The sequence below is a fragment of the Bartonella sp. CL100XZDX genome, assembly GCF_042195375.1.
GTDB lineage: Bacteria > Pseudomonadota > Alphaproteobacteria > Rhizobiales > Rhizobiaceae > Bartonella.
This window is the reverse complement of the sequence record NZ_JBHIOH010000062.1, coordinates 15,207-31,453: the sequence shown is the minus strand read 5'-3', so window position 1 is coordinate 31,453 and position 16,247 is coordinate 15,207. Positions and strand designations below refer to the sequence as shown.

The window sequence follows — 16,247 nt, the reverse complement described above, 5'->3', positions numbered from 1 at the left end:
TGGGGATGTTGATGAATGGGGATGTTGATGAATGGGGATATTGATGAATGGGATAATGGAGAAATCTCTTGCGAAGTGGATAAGCCCTTCTTTAAAATCTCATAAGGGGAAAGCCTGCACTATCATACTATTCGCGCCTCATGTGATGACAGCCTTTGGCTCTTGAGCGTGTTCATAAGAGGCATTTTGATTCTTTATCTTGCTAGTGTTTTATTTCATATGTCTCTCATGTTTGTAATGTGGAAAAGACAAGGTGTTGATTGATGCAACATGAAATAAATTTGAAATGAGAGAATCCCTATGATATCCGGGTCTCTTAATTTTATATGGATAACTGGAAATTATTATTATAAATCAAAGTATTACCGTGATACATCAACCTGTTGGTGGACTATGCGATAAAGAAAGTTATCCAGTAGTTAAGTCATTCTGTTATGTCGTAAAACACTGTCATTTGAAGTTTGGTGATATGAAGCAGGCTTCTTTGGATATGTTTTAAGTGTTTTTTTAAGGGCGTGGTGAATCTTTAAGACAGAGCAAGCTTCTGTTGCGCCTTGAGTTTAGCTGAAAATCCCTGAATGGAAACCAAGAGGAAATGGAAGCCAAGAGAGAAGTGTATCCAAGCTGTTTGTAAATCAGATTGAGTTAAGAATCTTTGTTCTTTGAGAATGAAACGCAAGTCAATTTGACAAAAGAATGATCTATTTTGCGGGTAGACCTTATGGAGGAATATAACAAAGCTCATAAGGAAGTGATTTAAGACAATACAGTCATAAAAAAGTACAGTTATAAAAAAAAGTCCTCCGTCGCAATTAGAGGAGCAAAGAGCAGGAGAATTTTAACATTGACTCGCAGGACGTGTCAAAAAAGAATAAATTCAAAAGGCCGTACTAAATACAAAAAATCATACTTAAAGAACCTACCACATTATAATTAGCAGAGAATTGAAAAAATAGCAATATAAAAAATACTTTTTACAAAAAATTTTGTCATTTTGCATTAAAACTTAACACTTTTTTCAATTGAATATTTGTTTTAAGACTCGATATTAATTAAACTATATTTAAAAATATTATGATACATGCAAGCATCTTGATAATATTCTTCAATCAAAAACGAATTAAGAGCCCCTCATGATTATAGGACTGATATGGGGGAAGGCTTTTTTTTTAAGAGTGTGGGGTGTATCTTAAGTATGTGTGGGGGGTGAAGTATTGTCCTTTTGGGTGTGGGGGGCAAGGTAATGAAAATGGGGGCGAGAGCTGCTCAATGCTTGAGCCCGTGTGGGGGAGGTTTCTTTAGAGGGGCGGGGGCAACATGGGAGGCCGCTTAAAATGGCGAGGAGGGGGATTATTCAAAATGTTTATGGTTTGCATATCCCCAATGAAATGCGAGCAAGTCTAAACAATCTCGTAAATGATCGGCAAGGGAGTTTTGTTTGCGTTTTGAAGAACTTAATTCTTTTATCGCTTGTCCATGGCCAATAACGCGTTCAAGCAGTGAATAGCCAAGAATACCCAGTTGAACTTTGATTGTTCTTAAATGATTGGAGGCTTCTATTTGACGTTCAATGGGGTGTATGTACCCTTGGCTACAGGAAACCTTTTCACGGGTGTAGTCAAGGCTCATGTGGAGATCGGCTTGGCTTTGACGCCAGTAAAAATAAAAACGTTCTGCCGCTTTATATTGGGCTTTGCTGAGATGTCCTTTCGCATATAAAAGTGCAATGGGATGGCTTTGTGCATTGGCAATGGCATTGATGGTGCGCGGGTTGCTGGAACTTTCTCGATGATTGGGTTTAAAATAAGGATTACGCGTTTCAACAGGGATTTCTTGCGTCTTTAAATGACCAATGTGCTTTTCTTGATTTTGATGATTAAGCGGGCAGGTTTGCATATTTTTTTTCTGCTTATGGGTCATAGCATCTCCTTAAAAATTTTAATTTTGCTTCTTTATGTTTATGCAAAGAAACGGGATTGTGCTGTTGTATGCTTGTTGAGGGATACGTTTTTATGTCTGCTTTTTGCGTGAGGGGAAGTTTCAAAAAAAGGGTGAGGGGTCGCTTTCTGTGGGTGTTGTCATCGTTTTATAGGAGAGGGGTTTATAGGGGAGGCTGTATGGGAGAAAAGTGTATTGTCTCGCGTGGATTTGCTTCTTGAAAGGATTGGCATTTTTTTTGCATGATGGGCGTTACCTTTAATTTTACTGCTGTGGGGGATATTGATGCCGCATGATTTGGTTTTTTTGCCGTGGTTGGGGTTTTCTGCTTTGTTGCTCTTGTCTTTGTTTCTATTTATGCGGCAATGAGGTTTTTCGGGGTTACAAGGAAGGACTTTTTTAAGAGTGGGGTGCTTGCATTCTTTGTTGGCGTGAGCTCTAAGTTTGTTTATGCGCAAGCTGAGCATTTTGGTTTGGCTCAGGTGTGGTTTTCAAACAGTTAGGTCTTTTACATTCTTTTTGGCGTTGTCTTTGGTCTTATCCTTGGTCTTATTTATCGTGGGGCAAAGCGTCTTGGGTTTAGGCTTTCATTCTTTGCAAAGGATTGATCTTTTGCTGCATTTTTGGCATGGTCTCTGATTTTTACTTAATAAAGGAGCGGGGCGTATGGTGGTTGCGCGGGACATGTTTTTGAAGGGGCTGGTGTTTTGCTGCGTTGTTGGAGCTGTTGTTGGATTGGCATATAACGGAGCCAAGCATATGGGGGGTCGCTGGTTTGTGATCTTTAACAATGGGGTGTTTGCGGGCATTATTGGACTTGTTCCTTTTTTTGCTTTGGAGGGGGGTACGCTGTATGCGTGTACTGTTGGGGTGGTGCTTAAAAAAATGAGCATTTTTCTGTCCCACGGGCGTGGTCTTTGATGTTCTTTCTGTGAGGGGTATTTGATGTCGAACGATTTGATGTTTTTGCAGTGGTTGGCACTTTTCTGCTTTGTTGCTCTTGTCTTTGTTTCTATTTATGCGGGAATAAGGTTTTTCGGGGTTACAAGGAAGGCTTTTTTAAAAAATTTGGCGTTGAGCTTCATTATTATCGCTGTCTCTAAGTTTGTTTATGGGCAAGCTGAGCACTTTGGTTTGACTTGGTTGTGGTTCTCAAACAAGTGGGTCTTCCACATTCTTTTTGGCGTTGTCTTTGGTCTTATCCTTGGGCTTATTTGTCTAGGGGCAAAGCGTCTTGGTTTTAGGCTTTCATTCTTTGCAAAGGATTGATGTTTTGCTGCATTTTTGGCATGGTCTCTGATTTTTACTTAATAAAGGAGCGGGGCGTATGGTGGTTGCGCGGGACATGTTTTTGAAGTTTCTGGTGTTTTGCTGCGTTGTTGGACTTGTTCCTTTTTTTGCTTTGGAGGGGGTACGGTGTGTGCGTGTACTGTTGGGGGGCTTAAAAAGAATGAGCATTTCTCTTCCCCACGGGCGTGGTCTTTGATGTTCTTTCTGTGAGGGGTATTTGATGTCGAACGATTTGATGTTTTGGCTGTTGTTGGGGTTTTTCTGCTTTTTTGCTCTGGCCTTGATTTTTATTTATGTGGGAGCAAAGCGTCGCTCTGTTACAGGGTGGATGTTTTGGAGATGGGTGGTGCTTTATGGCGTTGTTGCCACCTACCTTGGTTTTATTTATGTGGGCGTGGGCAGGCGCGCTGTTGACGGGGAGCTGCTCTTGAAGGGGGCGGTGTTTTCTTGCATTTTTGCAACTGTCCTTGGTTTGGTGCATCTGGGCGTCAAGAGCATGCCTGTTGCTTGGCAAGTGTTCTTAAAGGCGGTTATGTTTTGTTGTATGATGGGCTTTATCCTGTGGTTTGCTGCTGTGGGTGTCAGAGATATGGATAGCATAAGGGCGGTATTCTTAAAGGGATTGATCTTGTCTGTATTGTTGAAAGTGCTCTTGGGGTTCTTTATACGCGAGCAAAGTGATACGGTGTTACAGAGGTCGTTGCGTGCTTTGAATTTTGTGCTGTTTTCCTGCATTTTGGGTACTCTCCTTTGTTTTACCCGTCTGGGAGCAGAGAATCTAGGGTTGAGCTGGCTTTGGTTCTCGAAGGATTGGGTGTTTTTATTCATTTTTGGATTTACCCTTCCTTTTGTTTGTGAGGGAGCAAGGTGTGCGCGTGTTCTATGGGCTTGGTTTTTGAGGTAGCTGGTGTTTTTTTGCTGTTGTTGGTGGTTTCCTACCTTTTTATTGTTGTCGTTATTTGTACTTATAAAGTTTCCAAGCGCTTCGATATTCCGTGGTGGCGGGCGGCGTTTTATTGTATTTTTGGTGTTTCCCTCTTTTTGAAGGAAGTGCTGTTTTACGGTATTTTAGGAGTCGTCCTTTTTTTAGCTCTTTTGGGGATGGAGAGTATGGACATACCGTGGGGACTATTGTCCTTGATAGGGATCGTGTTTGCTGCACTGTTGGAGTGGTTCTTGATTTTGCATATGAGAGGGCGACAAGATGGAGTGGTGACGCGTTGTTTGTGGTTATTGAAGGGGGTGGTGTTTTGCGCCATTGCTGGAGCGATCCTTTTTTGTTTGCCTTTGGGAGCAGAGAATCTAGGGTTGAGCTGGCTTTGGTTTGCGAAGGATTGGGTGTTTTTCATTATTTGTGGATTGATCCTTCCTGTTGTTTCTGTGGGAGCAAGGCGTGCGCGTGTGAAGGCGGAGGCGTTTTTAAAGAGAGTGGGGTTTATGGGGTATTACAGATAACGTCGAGGGAATGATTGTTCAAAAGAACAGCGATAGCGGTAGGTTTGGGGATCAAACCAAAGCCCTATTTTGCCTTCAAAATCACCAGAACGTTGTTTGGCAATATTCATAATAACGCCTGGGCGTTTTGCTAAATCTGCTTTTTCTTGTGCTAGAGAGGCGGCAAAGATTTTATCTTCCAACGACCGATTGCGCCAAATGGTGATGATGTTAAAGGCATTGGCACCAATTTCTGAGGCGCCTTTAATGTCTTCTGTGCTGGGGATATCTTTATCCAGACCGCCTTTGCGGGCATGGGCGACAAGGTGAATATGCACACTGTTTAAAACAGCCCAATCAACCATTTTATAAACCGCTTGTTCTTGTCTTGCATAATCATCAGAGGCAATGCCAAGCCGCATCAAACTGTCGATGATAAATTGATCGCAGCCATAGCGCGCACGGCAATAGTCAAAGACTTCAAGCAAGGTATCTACGCTCGATTTGCCAACATGCTCATAAAGAATAAGCCCTTCGTCTAAAAAATGAAGAATCCGTTCAATCGTTTCTTTTGTAGGCTGTTCTAAGCCGCCCGTTTGTTTGGTTAAACGGCGAAGTGATTGTTCTCCTTTCATTTCTAGAGAAGCTAAGCAAAGGCGACTCTTTTGTGCAATCCAATGGGGAATACAGTCTGATAATAATTGGCTTTTACCTGCACCACTCGCACCACTCCAGAGCGTTAATTCTGCTGGGCGGAAATGCAATTTGTCCTTCAGTTTAGGATAGGGAACCGTATAACCAAGATGTTTTTCAGGCTCTGGCCAAAAAAGCCCAATCACTTGATCTTTATAGTCTGAGGCGCGCCGTAAACCTTCTGGTGCAAAGCTTTGTGCTGAGGAAAAGGCAGCTTTTATGGTGGCTTTATCGATCCCTGCGGTTAAACAATCATTGGCATCTTTGCGAGGTAAACGGACACGGTAGCAACGGTGGCGTCCAAGCCTGCTGGCAATCTCACGGGCTGCTTCTTCTCCGGGCGGATCCATATCGGTGGCTAAAAAAATCGTTTCAAAAGATTCTAAATGATCAAATTCATTTTCAATCCAGTTGTGTTTTCCTCCACTGCCTCCTCCAAAGGGAACAGAAACCGCCGGATATCCATAGGCGGCTAAGGATAGCGCATCAATTTCTCCTTCAGTGATAACAATGGTACGGTTTGTTGAAGAGAAATTGGGGAATGGCGCCTGCTGGGACGCGTGCGTGGCTGCCTGCTGGGATGTGTGCGGGGATGCCTGCGTGGAGGCGGGGTTGGTTGAGGCAGTGTTTTGGGGTGCCTGCGTGGAGGTGAGGTTGGTTGAGGCGGTGTTTTGGGGTGCCTGTGTGGAGGTGGGGTTGGTTGAGGCGGTGTTTTGGGGTGCCTGCTGAGGTGCGTGCTGGGTTGCCTGTTGGGATGTGTGCAGGGATGCCTTTGTGGAGGTGGGGTTGGTTGTGGCGGTGTTTTGGGTCGCCTGTGTAGAGGTGGGGTTAGTTGAGGGTACCTGCTGAGGTGTGTGTTGGAATACTTGCTGAGGTGTGTGCTGGGTCGCCTGCTGGGATGTGTGCGTGGAGGCGTGGTTGGTTGAGGGTACCTGTTGGAATGTGTGCGGGGATGCCTGCGTGGAGGCGTGGTTGGTTGAGGCGGTGTTTTGGGATGCCTGTGTAGAGGCGGGGTTAGTTGAGGGTACCTGCTGAGGTGTGTGTTGGAATGCTTGCTGAGATGCGTGCTGGGTTACCTGTTGGGATGTGTGCGGGGATGCCTGCGTGGAGGCGGGGTTGATTGTGGCGGTGTTTTGGGGTGCCTGTGTGGAGGTGGGGTTGGTTGAGGGTACCTGCTGGGGTGTGTTTTGGGGTGCCTGCTGAGGTGCGTGCTGGGTTGCCTGTTGGGATGTGTGCAGGGATGCCTTTGTGGAGGTGGGGTTGGTTGTGGCGGTGTTTTGGGTCGCCTGCTGGGATGTGTGCTGGGTTGCCTGCTGGGATGTGTGCGTGGAGGGGTGGTTTGTGGGGTAAAGGGCTTGCCAACCAAATAAAATCGGTTCACATTGGGAGGCTGTTGGTTTTGTTTTTGCTCCCGTTTGCACAAGCCGTTCTTTGACTAAAGCAAGGGTGCCGTCGGGTTTATAAAAGGGGAAAATGATTTTTTCGCCATTTTCTCCTATGCGGTAACGCTTTATAATCTCTAGAGGAATGCGGCGTTCTTCATGGAGATAGGTTTTTACAAGATTCTGCGGGCTCTGCCCTGTAGGAACCGGTGGACGGCGATAGGAACGATGGGGCGCCATAAAGGGTTTGGGGCGTGTCAGATTGAGAGTCGCGCGTGCTTCTTCTAAGGCTTGAGAGAGGCTAATGCCTTTGACTTCACACCAAAGGTCTAAAAGATCTCCTCCTGTGCTTTCTGCAAAATCATACCAAAGTCCTGCTTTACTACCACTTAAGCAAATCGATAAACTTTGACCAGCTTCACCACGTGTGTTGCCTACAATCCAATTGTTGCCTCGTTTGTGCCCTTGGGGAAGAAGCATTTCTGCTATTTTATCGGCTTGTGAGATAAGTTTTTGTTTGATTTCAAAAATTGTGCTCATGGTCATTCGTGATATTATTGTCGTTTTTCTCAAGATGTGGGAGGTGAGGATTCTGTTTTTGCTGTTCTCACCATTCGATCTGATCGTAAAGTCCCGTGATGCTATGGGGCTTGCCAGTTTACTTTGAGAGCTTCTTTGCCGCTCTTTTCTTGCCAATAGTCGCGAAACCTCTTGGCTTGCCAAAGGGCTTGACTCTCACTCAAACCTTTTTGAAATGGCTGTGTTGATGTCTGCTTGCCAAGAGCATGGGAAGTGGTGTTTTGAGAAAAAGGAGGAAGGCGGAAAGGAGGAAGGGGGTGAAAGGAGGAAGGGGGTGAAAGAAGGAATGATGCAAGAAGGTGGGGCGGATGCCTGTGAGGGTGTGGTGCATGCTGGAATCCTGTTGGGGTGTCTGTTGGGGTGCCTGTGTGGAGGGGGTGGGTTTGTTGCCAAAGAGTTTGCTGTTCATTGAGTTTTTCTGAAATGGCTGTGTTGGTGTTTGTTTGCCAAGAGCATGGGAAGTGGTGTCTTGAGAAAAAGGAGGAAGGCGGAAAGGAGGAAGGATGCAAGAAGGGTGGGGGTGGATGCCTGAGGGTGTGGTGCATGTTGGAGTGTCCTGTTGGGATGCCTGTGTGGAAGGGGTGGGTTTGTTGCCAAAGAGTTTGCTTTTCATTGAGTTTTTCTGAAATGGCTGTGTTGGTGTTTGTTTGCCAAGAGCATGGGAAGTGGTGCCTTGAGGAAAGGAGGAAGGCGGAAAGGAGGAATGATGCAAGAAGGGCGGGGTGGGTATGCCTGTTTTGAGGGTGTGGTGCATGTTGGAGTCCTGTTGGGGTGCCTGTGGATGTCCTTGTGTGGGGAAAACGCTTTTGTGATGAGAGCAAAATGGTCGGTGTTGACGCGTTTTGCTGTGTGAATCGCCTATCCAAGTGTTGTTTTGCCGCCCTTTGTTTTGTTCTGTGTTATTTTGTCCGATGCTGTTGTGATTTTGAAACATTTTTATCCCCGCGCGTGCTTGAAAAATACGTTGTTTTTGTGATGTCAAAAATTGTCATTATAGTTGATCAAACTGCGGTAAAGGGTGTCGTTGTTCTCAGAGATGAAAGATGAGGAGCTTCCCTGTTTTTGCTGTTCTTGCCGTTCGATCTCACGGCGAAACCAGTTGCGCCATGTGGCTTGCCAGTCTACTTTGAGAGCTTCTTTGCCGCTTTTGGCTTGCCAATAGTCGCGAAACTTCTTTTCTTGCCAATGGGCTTGGCTTTCACTCAAACCTTCTGAAACTGCCGCCTTGATGTCTGCTTGCCAATGCTCAGGAAGACGGTGCCCTTTGGCAACTGAGGAAGTGGTTTTTTTGTTGGTGCAAAGCGGGATGGAGGCAGAAAGATTGCTGGGGGGAAGAGTGGTGGCGGATTTTGTTTTTTCCCCCGTGACAATTTGCGCGATAGGGGCGGAGGTAAACTCGGCTTGGGGAGCAGTTAAAGAGGGGGCGTTTTTTTGCTCCGCTTCTTCTTGTGGAGGGGAAGAGAGAGGTGAATCAAGAGCCGATGAGGGGGATGGATGATCGCTTTGTTCAAAGTTCTCTTCGAAGGAAAAACAAGGCTCTGTCTCATCAAACAAAATTTTCTTTTCTAAAACACCGTAAGGTGTTTCCTTTTCTTCTGTCTTTTGAGCTTCTGAGCTTTGTGCAGCATCTTTTGGACTTTCGTTAAGCAGTTGTTGCATCTCTGCATTGATTTTTTTGCGTTTTTTTGCCGAAGAACGACCCGCAAAGGATTTTTGTTCAAGCAATTTTTCACGCTCTTGAAAAATATTTTCGCAACGCTTGTTCCATAATCCATTGGCTAAATTTAAAATCTTACCCTCTTGGATGAGCATTTCTAAAACATTAACAAAAGTTCGCTTGTCACAACCACAAAGACGCGCTAAACGTTCTTTCGATATTTCTAAAGGTCGTCCACGGGCATACATTTCATTGAGAAGAATCGTATAGATTCCAATTTCGTGTGCGCGCATCCCACGTACACCTCCTAGAAAGTCATTTTGATACCAACAAACATATGGAAGCCTAGACGATTCATAATGAGGAGTTTCTTGTTGATTAGCGTGTTTCATACTGCAATCTACTTTCTTCTTTTTTATACATTTTTATTGATGATAAAAGCTCAAATAAGGATTTAACTTGTGTTGCTTTTGGCTCTGTTCGATGATGACTAGAGGCTTCTTTACGACGCTTATAAATGATTGGCTGTGCTTGAAGAGCATGCAAACTTACGATTTAAGATTGCGGTGATGGAAAAAATAAAGAATACCACACATTCTCAACGTACTTGCTTTTGGGCAGAAGCTTTGGAGAGTGGTCTTTTATATCCTGTAGGGTGGTTAAAGTGTTTTTATGATCCAAAAATAAAAAAATTTCCCCCGAAAAAGTAAAATTTGTTTCCTTAATTTTATCCTTTTTAGAGGATAATGCAAGCTCGTTTTATAAAAAGGACGTGTTTTTTTAAAAAGACGCGCTATATGGTGAAATTATGAATATCGATGGTTGGCGTCAAAGATTAAGAATCGCTTTGGAAAAAAGTGGGCGGTCAAAAAGATCTATCTCCCTCGCTGCCGGTAAAGGCGCGGGGTACCTTCATTCTATTCTTTCTGAAGGAAAAGAACCAACAATCGAATCTCTCTCGCGAATTTGTCACGAAATTAATATCAGTATGAATTATATTCTTTATGGAAAAGGGGCTAGCCCTGAAGATAAAGAATTTATAGAGCTTATTTCGAAACTCTCTCCGCAAGAGAGACAGGCGATTTTAACTCTTTTGCGGCGGCCAATTGACGAAGCTTCAAAATAACTTCCTTCTGTGCTTTTGAATCAAGGCGACTCCAGTATTTTATTAATATTATATCACTCATTTTATCTCTCCTGTGTGTTTATAATTGCAATTTTGTAAGAACAAATAGAGAACAATAAAGGGACATGAGGGGAATAAAGAACAATAGATTTTTATTTACATATGTCATTTGAACCCCGTAAAGATTTAAAATATATCTTTTATGAAGGATAAAATGGTTGACATCTCTCCTATAGAGGATATAAGACTAACGCTATATTTAGTCTTGTCAAGACAAGGCTATGCTTTATCAACTATCTAAAGGGGGAAATCATGAAAAATATTTCATTCGTTAAAGAGGATGAAATCATTATCGTTTTATGCGAAGAGGAAAATCCTGGTACTTATGAAGGACCAATCGACGAAATCGAAGAGGTGCTCGAACTGATTGAAGAATGTGAAACTGTTTATAGAGTTTTACGACTCGATCTGACAACTTCTCATGCTGAAGATGTTACGGAACAAATCGCTGATTTTTATGTCGAAAATCATGAAATGAATGAAGAAAATACACAATTGCAGCCCTTCATTTTGAATAGTGAAGCTTATCATGCTTGTTTAAATGAAAGAGCGGCTTGCGATTATGAAGATAATCTCTATGGATCTTATGAAAAACAGCATCGTTTACGCCCATGTGATGTCTTGACAGATTATTGGTGGTAAACATGCCAAGTTATCTCAAGACTTCTTATCAAGGGATTCCGCTTTATTATGCTGGAAATATGCGAAATTTAATCAGACTCGAACCACAAAAACACAACGCTATACTTTTTATATCGCAAGAGGTGGCTCAGTCTATGGCAAAAAAATTGGAGGAAGAATATTGCCGCCATGATTTTTCCGTCGTGCAATAGCAGGGTTGAAAAAGGAAGCCGCAATGAAAGGGCCCAAGTGCTTTTTCATTGCGGTGACAATGGTGTGCATTATGCTTTCGTTCTTGGAAGGGAAGCTTAGGGGAAGCTTAGGGGAAGCTTAGGGGGGCTTTTGGGGAAGCTTAGGGGGGCCTTTTGGGGAAGCTTAGGGGGGCTTTTGGGGAAGCTTAGGGGGGACTTAAGGGAGCTTAGGGGGGAGCTTTGCGGGGGGGTTTTAGCCGACATGGGAAAGGGGGGCATGAAGAAAAGAGCCTATATATGAGAAATTGCGGACGCTTGTGTGGGGGGGGAAGTTGCTGGCTGGTTCATTGGGGGATAAGGCAATGGTGGGGCAGCTCGTCATTCAGTGACTTGGAGTGACACGGAAAGCATGCTGGAAAATAAAAATGAAGGCTTAGGGGGAAGAGAAGCAGCAGTACAAACAGGTTCCAACCTATAAAAAGGCACGTTCAAGGGGGAAAAGAGCCGGTTTTTGTGTTTTCGGGGCACGCAAGTAGGGAGCTTGGAATGATACGTAAAGCATGCTGGAAAATGGAAGAAGGTGTTTGACGGGGGAGGTCGTTAAAGCTTGTTTAGACGTATTGGGACAAAAACGGGGGGATTTTGGGAGCTTTTGTGGTGCGTGCTGGGAGAGCGCCGCAATGAAAGGGCCCAAGTGCTTTTTCATTACGGTGACAATCGTGTGCGTTATGCTTTCGTTTTTGGAAGGGAAGCTTAGGGAAGCTTAGGGGGGAGCTTTGCGGGGGTTTTCTTAGCCGACATGGGAAAGGGGGGCATGAAGAAAAGAGCCTATATATGAGAAATTGCGGAGGGGGGATGTTGAGGGGGGCAGCAGTTTTTGTGTTTTCAGCGGCACAATATTGAAGGATGCATTGAAGGATGTTGTCGCCTTTAGTCCGTGTGAGGGACACAGGCTTTAAAAATATGAATGTTTCAAAGAGGATATATTGCAAAAAACACTTTAAAGATGAAGGGGAGAAAGGTCATGCCAATTATTATCGATTGTATTCAAGGAACAGAAGAATGGCAGAAAGTGCGTAATGGTTTGATTACGGCTTCTTTGTTTGAGATGGTTATGGCACAAAAAAAACAGGGGCAAAAAACTTCACGCTATCAGAGTGTGATGATGAAATTGGCGGGAGAAAGAATTACAGGAAAAACCGTTGAGGAAGGAACAACGCTTTCTCAGCGACGTGGAACAGAATTAGAACCAATCGCACGACAGCTTTATGGGGAACTTACACATACAGAACCTGAATGTATTGGCTTTGTTTTGGCTGATGATCGCGGACAAGGGTTTTCCCCCGATGCTTTTGTGGGAAAAAATGGCTTATTAGAAATTAAAACAAAAAAACCTGAAATTTTGATCCCTCATTTCATGCAAAAGAATTTTCCAGCAGAACATAAAGCACAATGTCAAGGGGGATTATGGATTTCTCAACGCGAATGGGTGGATTTAATGCTCTATTGGCCGGATATGCCTCCTTTGATTAAACGGGCTTATCGTGATGAAGCGTATATTTGCAAGCTTGAAAATGAAATTAGCCGTTTTAATGAGGCTTTGGAGAAGATGGTACAGCAAATTAAGAGTGTTGGGACAGGTTTTCATCTAAGGACAGAAATTGCTTTGAAGGAGGGGGAAGAAAGGGTGCTTGGAATGAAGACAAAGCGTCTGCTGGAGGGCAAAACAAGAATGAGGCGGGCAAGAAAGGGATCGTGTGCAGCGTTGAGGAGAGGCAAAGTTCTATAAAAAGGAAAGAGCAGAGGGAGAAAAGAGCCGGTTTTTATGTTGGAGGAGGGTGCCAAACAGGGGGCGCAGGGAAGTGGGGAGCGTAGCGAACTTAAGGGACATGAATGTGAAAGCATGTTGGGAAATGGGGGGAAGAAAGGGTGCTTGGAGCGCATGCAAGGCGTATGCTAGAGAGGAAAACGAGAATGGGAGTAAGGCCAAGTGCTTAGAGGTATGGAGGTGTGATTTTGGGAGCTTTTGTGGTGCGTGCTGGGGGAGAGCGCCGCAATGAAAGGACCCCAGTGCTTTTTCATTGCGGTGACAATGGTGTTTCGTTTTTGGGGGAGGGCTTTGGGGGAAGCTTAGGGGAGCTTTTGGGGAAGCTTAGGGGGGGCATGAAGAAAAGAGCCTATATATGAGAAATTGCGGGCGCTTGTGTGTGTGGGAGGGGGAAGTTGCCGGCTGGTTCATTGGGGGATGATAAGGCAATGGAGGGGCAGGTCGTTATCCTGTGACTTGGAGTGACACGGAAAGCATGTTGGAAAATAAAAATGAAGGCTTAGGGGGAAGAGAAGCAGCAGTACAGACAGGTTCCAACCTATAAAAAGGCACGTTCAAGGGGGAAAAGAGCCGGTTTTTGTGTTTTTGCGGCACGCAAGTAGGGAGCTTGGAATGATACGTAAAGCATGCTGGAAAATGGAAGAAGGTGTTTGACGGGGGAGGTCGTTAACGCTTGTTTAGACGTATTGGGACAAAAACGGGGGGATTTGGGGAGCTTTTGTGGTGCGTGCTGGGGGAGCCGCAATGAAAGGACCCCAGTGCTTTTTCATTGCGGTGACAATGGTGCGCGTTATGCTTTTGTTTTTTGGGAAAGAGTCGTTTGAGGGGCGTTTTTTTAGCCGATATGGGAAAAGGGGGCATGAAGAGCCTATGCATGAGGAACTGTGGGGGACGTGTTGGGGACAACCGGTGGTTTAGGGAAAAAAGGGGGAAGCCAATGGGAGGGGGGCTATTCTTTGGGGTGTGTCAATTTCAAAAGCCGCTCATAAAGCATTTTGGAGATTAAGTGCGTCATTGAAGCCATTGATTTTGTAGCCATTGAAGCGCATGGTTTAAAGGATGGAGGATTTGATGAAGCCAATGGAGGCTGGGGGGAAAAATTGAGGCTTATAGAGAAGGCTTATAGGGGCAAGAAGAGAGAGGCAAAAGAAGAATAAAATGGTGCTGCGAGAGAGGATTGAACTCTCGACCTCTCCCTTACCAAGGGAGTGCTCTACCACTGAGCTACCGCAGCCCTTTTCAATCTTTGCGCTGTCTTGTGCCATATTGTCAGAAAATAGGCAAGAGAACATTTGTATATTCTTGCAAGAAAACGTATCTTATGTCATGACATATGTTTCTTATATGCTTAAATATTTAAGGTTATGAGTTGCTTGGATAGAAGCTCAACACTGTTTAAAAGGTTGCGCAATGACACAAATGTATCAAAAACAAAAACAAAATGAAATGAATCATCAAGATGAAAAAGCAAAACGACGTCAAGAAAGATTGGCGCAACAATTGCGTCAAAACCTGAAACGTCGAAAAGAACAATGCCGAAAAAGAGCACAAACAGAGCTCTAAAATGCAAAAAGCTCTAAAATGCAAAAAAATGTTTTTTAGTGAAGCTTTGCAACCAAACTTCTCAATAATTTGTTCTCATATTTAGAATGCGTTCTAAAACGATTAATAAAGCATAACTTCCCGAAGGGGGACAATCCTTTGGAAGGGCAGGCACAAAGGAAAAGAGGGAAAACACTATGGATTCTATTCAAATTGTTGGGGGAGAAAAACTTAAAGGAACAATTCCTATATCAGGAGCAAAAAATGCTGCCTTGCCTCTTATGATTGCGGCGCTTTTGACAGAAGAAACGCTTACTTTAGAAAATATTCCTCATCTGGCCGATGTCGAATTGCTTATTCGTATTCTCAATAATCATGGTGTGGGATATGCCGTTGATGGACAAGAGTTTAACGATGAATGTGTGAATTCAAGAACAATTCATTTTACGGCGCAAAAAATAGCCACAACACGGGCGCCATACGAACTGGTGAAAAAAATGCGTGCAAGCTTTTGGGTTATCGGACCTCTGCTTGCACGATGCGCAGAGGCTTATGTTTCGCTTCCTGGAGGATGTGCTATTGGAACAAGACCTGTCGATTTTATCCTTGAAGGACTCAAAACTTTAGGCGCACAGATTTCGATCGAAAATGGATATGTTCATGCAAAAGCGCCAAGGGGCTTAAAAGGTGCTCACTATCGTTTCCCTAAAGTCACTGTTGGGGGAACCCATGTGCTGCTGATGGCGGCGACAACGGCAAAGGGAACAACCGTTCTTGAGAATGCGGCTTGTGAGCCAGAAGTGACAAACCTTATTCGAACCCTGAATGCTATGGGGGCTCAAATAACCGGTGAAGGAACAACAACGCTTACAATTGAAGGGGTGAAAAAACTTAAAGGGACAAAAATACGCGTTATTGCTGATCGAATCGAAGCGGGGACATATGCAATGGCTGTTGCTATGACAGGAGGAGATGTCTTTCTTAAAAATGCAAATCCTAATCATCTCACAAAAGTGCTTAAGGTGCTCCAAAAAACAGGACTCGAGATTCAAATAGAACCTCAAGGAATTCATGTTAAGCGAAATCCAAAGAACACCAAAATTATGCCCGTTGATATTAAAACAGGACCTTATCCTGCTTTTCCAACCGATCTCCAAGCCCAATTCATGGCGCTCATGACACGGGCTGAAGGAACCGCGCATATTACAGAGACGGTTTTCGAAAATCGTTTTATGCATGTTCAAGAACTCAATCGCTTAGGAGCACAGATAAAGCTTGATGGGCAGACGGCAACCGTCTATGGAACAGAGAATTTGCAAGGGGCTCCCGTTATGGCGACGGATTTGCGTGCTTCTGTTTCTCTTGTGATTGCAGCGTTGGCGGCAAAGGGGGAAACAATCGTCAATCGTGTCTATCATCTTGATCGTGGATTTGAGAGATTAGAAGAAAAATTAGTCCGTTGTGGCGCAAAAATCCAACGTATCACAGTGTAAAGCTTTCAAAGATATGCCCAAAAGAATGGCTTTGAGAGGTTGCTTGGGGGGTGGCTGTTTGTGTGGGCGGGCCATGCTTTAAGGTTGCGCTTTGAGGGTGTTTTAGCACAATGCTTGGCTTTTAGGGGTGCTGGGCTTGGCTTGTGAGGCTGGGCTTTTGGGGGGTGGCTTGTTTGTGTGGGGCGGGCCATGCTTTAAGGTTGCGCTTTGAGGGTGTTTTAGCACAATGCTTGGCTTTTAGGGGCGCTGGGCTTGGGCTTGTGGGGCTTGGCTTTTAGGGGCGGCTGGGTTTGCTGGCGCATTTTTAATGATTTACTCTCTTGTTTGTGGAATTTTGGAGCCGTATATTCTTGATGGTTTTCTAAATAGCTCTTTCAAACCTCCACCTTTCAAGGGTATGTCAAGGGGATGGC

The 16,247-nt window shown here is 44.3% G+C and carries 20 protein-coding genes, 1 tRNA gene and 1 pseudogene; 17 read left to right on the top strand and 5 right to left on the bottom strand.

Annotation, left to right across the window (positions count from 1 at the left end; genetic code table 11):
- Positions 1-43 precede the first annotated feature (43 nt).
- A complete protein-coding gene (locus tag ACFILU_RS06755) occupies positions 44-166 on the top strand; it encodes a hypothetical protein (protein WP_375675318.1) in 123 nt (40 codons plus the stop codon).
- 1,184 nt (positions 167-1,350) lie between these two features.
- Here ACFILU_RS06755 and ACFILU_RS06750 read toward each other — a convergent pair.
- Positions 1,351-1,920, bottom strand: a complete 570-nt coding sequence (locus tag ACFILU_RS06750; RefSeq protein ID WP_375675317.1) for a hypothetical protein — start codon at positions 1,918-1,920, stop codon at positions 1,351-1,353.
- 684 nt (positions 1,921-2,604) lie between these two features.
- Between ACFILU_RS06750 and ACFILU_RS06745 the strand changes: the two genes are divergently transcribed.
- The 5 genes from ACFILU_RS06745 to ACFILU_RS06725 are packed head-to-tail and all read left to right on the top strand — an operon-like array spanning position 2,605 to position 4,683.
- Positions 2,605-2,859: a hypothetical protein gene (locus tag ACFILU_RS06745; RefSeq protein ID WP_375675315.1), complete on the top strand. Its 255-nt coding sequence runs from the start codon at positions 2,605-2,607 to the stop codon at positions 2,857-2,859.
- A 24-nt stretch (positions 2,860-2,883) separates the two neighbouring features.
- Entirely contained in the window at positions 2,884-3,207 is a 324-nt protein-coding gene (locus ACFILU_RS06740; protein WP_375675313.1) for a hypothetical protein, read from the top strand.
- Between the two features lie 58 nt (positions 3,208-3,265).
- Positions 3,266-3,424 (top strand): hypothetical protein, encoded by a 159-nt coding sequence (locus ACFILU_RS06735; RefSeq protein WP_375675311.1) that lies wholly within the window; start codon positions 3,266-3,268, stop codon positions 3,422-3,424.
- Positions 3,425-3,448: 24 nt separating this feature from the next.
- Positions 3,449-4,132 carry a hypothetical protein gene (locus ACFILU_RS06730; RefSeq protein ID WP_375675309.1) on the top strand — a complete coding sequence of 228 codons (684 nt, stop codon included), beginning with the start codon at positions 3,449-3,451 and terminating at the stop codon, positions 4,130-4,132.
- Positions 4,111-4,683 (top strand): hypothetical protein, encoded by a 573-nt coding sequence (locus ACFILU_RS06725; protein WP_375675307.1) that lies wholly within the window; start codon positions 4,111-4,113, stop codon positions 4,681-4,683. Before ACFILU_RS06730 ends, ACFILU_RS06725 begins: the two co-directional genes overlap by 22 nt.
- Here ACFILU_RS06725 and ACFILU_RS06720 read toward each other — a convergent pair.
- A pseudogene (locus ACFILU_RS06720) lies at positions 4,677-7,277 on the bottom strand (toprim domain-containing protein); the annotation flags it as partial. The gene ACFILU_RS06725 and the pseudogene ACFILU_RS06720 overlap by 7 nt on opposite strands.
- A 542-nt stretch (positions 7,278-7,819) precedes the next feature.
- Between ACFILU_RS06720 and ACFILU_RS09595 the strand changes: the two are divergent.
- Complete coding sequence (locus ACFILU_RS09595; protein ID WP_404977451.1) at positions 7,820-7,942, top strand: hypothetical protein; 123 nt, start codon at positions 7,820-7,822, stop codon at positions 7,940-7,942.
- Between the two features lie 17 nt (positions 7,943-7,959).
- Entirely contained in the window at positions 7,960-8,169 is a 210-nt protein-coding gene (locus ACFILU_RS09590; protein WP_404977450.1) for a hypothetical protein, read from the top strand.
- A gap of 125 nt (positions 8,170-8,294) precedes the next feature.
- Here ACFILU_RS09590 and ACFILU_RS06710 read toward each other — a convergent pair whose 3' ends face one another.
- A complete protein-coding gene (locus ACFILU_RS06710) occupies positions 8,295-9,365 on the bottom strand; it encodes a DUF1376 domain-containing protein (protein WP_273790853.1) in 1,071 nt (356 codons plus the stop codon).
- Between the two features lie 416 nt (positions 9,366-9,781).
- On the opposite strand from ACFILU_RS06710, the gene ACFILU_RS06705 reads away from it, so the two are divergent.
- The 3 genes from ACFILU_RS06705 to ACFILU_RS06695 all read left to right on the top strand — a co-directional run bounded on the left by ACFILU_RS06705 (position 9,782) and on the right by ACFILU_RS06695 (position 10,992).
- Positions 9,782-10,099: an XRE family transcriptional regulator gene (locus ACFILU_RS06705; RefSeq protein WP_273790852.1), complete on the top strand. Its 318-nt coding sequence runs from the start codon at positions 9,782-9,784 to the stop codon at positions 10,097-10,099.
- Between the two features lie 312 nt (positions 10,100-10,411).
- Positions 10,412-10,801 carry a hypothetical protein gene (locus ACFILU_RS06700; RefSeq protein WP_375660820.1) on the top strand — a complete coding sequence of 130 codons (390 nt, stop codon included), beginning with the start codon at positions 10,412-10,414 and terminating at the stop codon, positions 10,799-10,801.
- A gap of 2 nt (positions 10,802-10,803) precedes the next feature.
- Complete coding sequence (locus ACFILU_RS06695; RefSeq protein ID WP_273790850.1) at positions 10,804-10,992, top strand: hypothetical protein; 189 nt, start codon at positions 10,804-10,806, stop codon at positions 10,990-10,992.
- Here ACFILU_RS06695 and ACFILU_RS06690 read toward each other — a convergent pair.
- A complete protein-coding gene (locus ACFILU_RS06690; protein ID WP_375643531.1) occupies positions 10,934-11,062 on the bottom strand; it encodes a hypothetical protein in 129 nt (42 codons plus the stop codon). The two genes, ACFILU_RS06695 and ACFILU_RS06690, sit on opposite strands and share 59 nt — an antisense overlap.
- Positions 11,063-11,995: 933 nt before the next feature.
- Here ACFILU_RS06690 and ACFILU_RS06685 point away from each other — a divergent pair.
- The 4 genes from ACFILU_RS06685 (at position 11,996) to ACFILU_RS06670 (ending at position 13,956) form a co-directional block, all read left to right on the top strand.
- Positions 11,996-12,760 carry a lambda exonuclease family protein gene (locus ACFILU_RS06685; protein ID WP_273790849.1) on the top strand — a complete coding sequence of 255 codons (765 nt, stop codon included), beginning with the start codon at positions 11,996-11,998 and terminating at the stop codon, positions 12,758-12,760.
- Positions 12,761-12,987: 227 nt separating this feature from the next.
- On the top strand, positions 12,988-13,158 hold the full coding sequence (locus ACFILU_RS06680) for a hypothetical protein (protein WP_375675303.1): 171 nt from the start codon (positions 12,988-12,990) through the stop codon (positions 13,156-13,158).
- 361 nt (positions 13,159-13,519) lie between these two features.
- A complete protein-coding gene (locus ACFILU_RS06675; RefSeq protein WP_375675301.1) occupies positions 13,520-13,717 on the top strand; it encodes a hypothetical protein in 198 nt (65 codons plus the stop codon).
- 77 nt (positions 13,718-13,794) lie between these two features.
- Positions 13,795-13,956: a hypothetical protein gene (locus tag ACFILU_RS06670; RefSeq protein WP_375675300.1), complete on the top strand. Its 162-nt coding sequence runs from the start codon at positions 13,795-13,797 to the stop codon at positions 13,954-13,956.
- 2 nt (positions 13,957-13,958) lie between these two features.
- Here ACFILU_RS06670 and ACFILU_RS06665 read toward each other — a convergent pair.
- A tRNA-Thr gene (locus ACFILU_RS06665) sits at positions 13,959-14,033 on the bottom strand.
- Between the two features lie 176 nt (positions 14,034-14,209).
- On the opposite strand from ACFILU_RS06665, the gene ACFILU_RS06660 reads away from it, so the two are divergent.
- Positions 14,210-14,362, top strand: a complete 153-nt coding sequence (locus ACFILU_RS06660; protein ID WP_273790845.1) for a hypothetical protein — start codon at positions 14,210-14,212, stop codon at positions 14,360-14,362.
- Between the two features lie 176 nt (positions 14,363-14,538).
- Entirely contained in the window at positions 14,539-15,834 is a 1,296-nt protein-coding gene (gene murA, locus ACFILU_RS06655; protein ID WP_273790844.1) for a UDP-N-acetylglucosamine 1-carboxyvinyltransferase, read from the top strand.
- The last annotated feature ends 413 nt before the right edge of the window (positions 15,835-16,247 follow it).

Bases quoted from the DNA above. Each gene is read 5' to 3' on its own strand.
- ACFILU_RS06755 (WP_375675318.1), top strand. From the start codon at position 44: ATGAATGGGATAATGGAGAAATCTCTTGCGAAGTGGATAAGCCCTTCT.
- ACFILU_RS06750 (WP_375675317.1), bottom strand. From the start codon at position 1,920: ATGACCCATAAGCAGAAAAAAAATATGCAAACCTGCCCGCTTAATCAT.
- ACFILU_RS06745 (WP_375675315.1), top strand. From the start codon at position 2,605: ATGGTGGTTGCGCGGGACATGTTTTTGAAGGGGCTGGTGTTTTGCTGC.
- ACFILU_RS06740 (WP_375675313.1), top strand. From the start codon at position 2,884: ATGTCGAACGATTTGATGTTTTTGCAGTGGTTGGCACTTTTCTGCTTT.
- ACFILU_RS06735 (WP_375675311.1), top strand. From the start codon at position 3,266: ATGGTGGTTGCGCGGGACATGTTTTTGAAGTTTCTGGTGTTTTGCTGC.
- ACFILU_RS06730 (WP_375675309.1), top strand. From the start codon at position 3,449: ATGTCGAACGATTTGATGTTTTGGCTGTTGTTGGGGTTTTTCTGCTTT.
- ACFILU_RS06725 (WP_375675307.1), top strand. From the start codon at position 4,111: ATGGGCTTGGTTTTTGAGGTAGCTGGTGTTTTTTTGCTGTTGTTGGTG.
- ACFILU_RS09595 (WP_404977451.1), top strand. From the start codon at position 7,820: ATGCAAGAAGGGTGGGGGTGGATGCCTGAGGGTGTGGTGCATGTTGGA.
- ACFILU_RS06710 (WP_273790853.1), bottom strand. From the start codon at position 9,365: ATGAAACACGCTAATCAACAAGAAACTCCTCATTATGAATCGTCTAGG.
- ACFILU_RS06705 (WP_273790852.1), top strand. From the start codon at position 9,782: ATGAATATCGATGGTTGGCGTCAAAGATTAAGAATCGCTTTGGAAAAA.
- ACFILU_RS06700 (WP_375660820.1), top strand. From the start codon at position 10,412: ATGAAAAATATTTCATTCGTTAAAGAGGATGAAATCATTATCGTTTTA.
- ACFILU_RS06695 (WP_273790850.1), top strand. From the start codon at position 10,804: ATGCCAAGTTATCTCAAGACTTCTTATCAAGGGATTCCGCTTTATTAT.
- ACFILU_RS06690 (WP_375643531.1), bottom strand. From the start codon at position 11,062: ATGCACACCATTGTCACCGCAATGAAAAAGCACTTGGGCCCTTTCATT.
- ACFILU_RS06685 (WP_273790849.1), top strand. From the start codon at position 11,996: ATGCCAATTATTATCGATTGTATTCAAGGAACAGAAGAATGGCAGAAA.
- ACFILU_RS06660 (WP_273790845.1), top strand. From the start codon at position 14,210: ATGACACAAATGTATCAAAAACAAAAACAAAATGAAATGAATCATCAA.
- murA (WP_273790844.1), top strand. From the start codon at position 14,539: ATGGATTCTATTCAAATTGTTGGGGGAGAAAAACTTAAAGGAACAATT.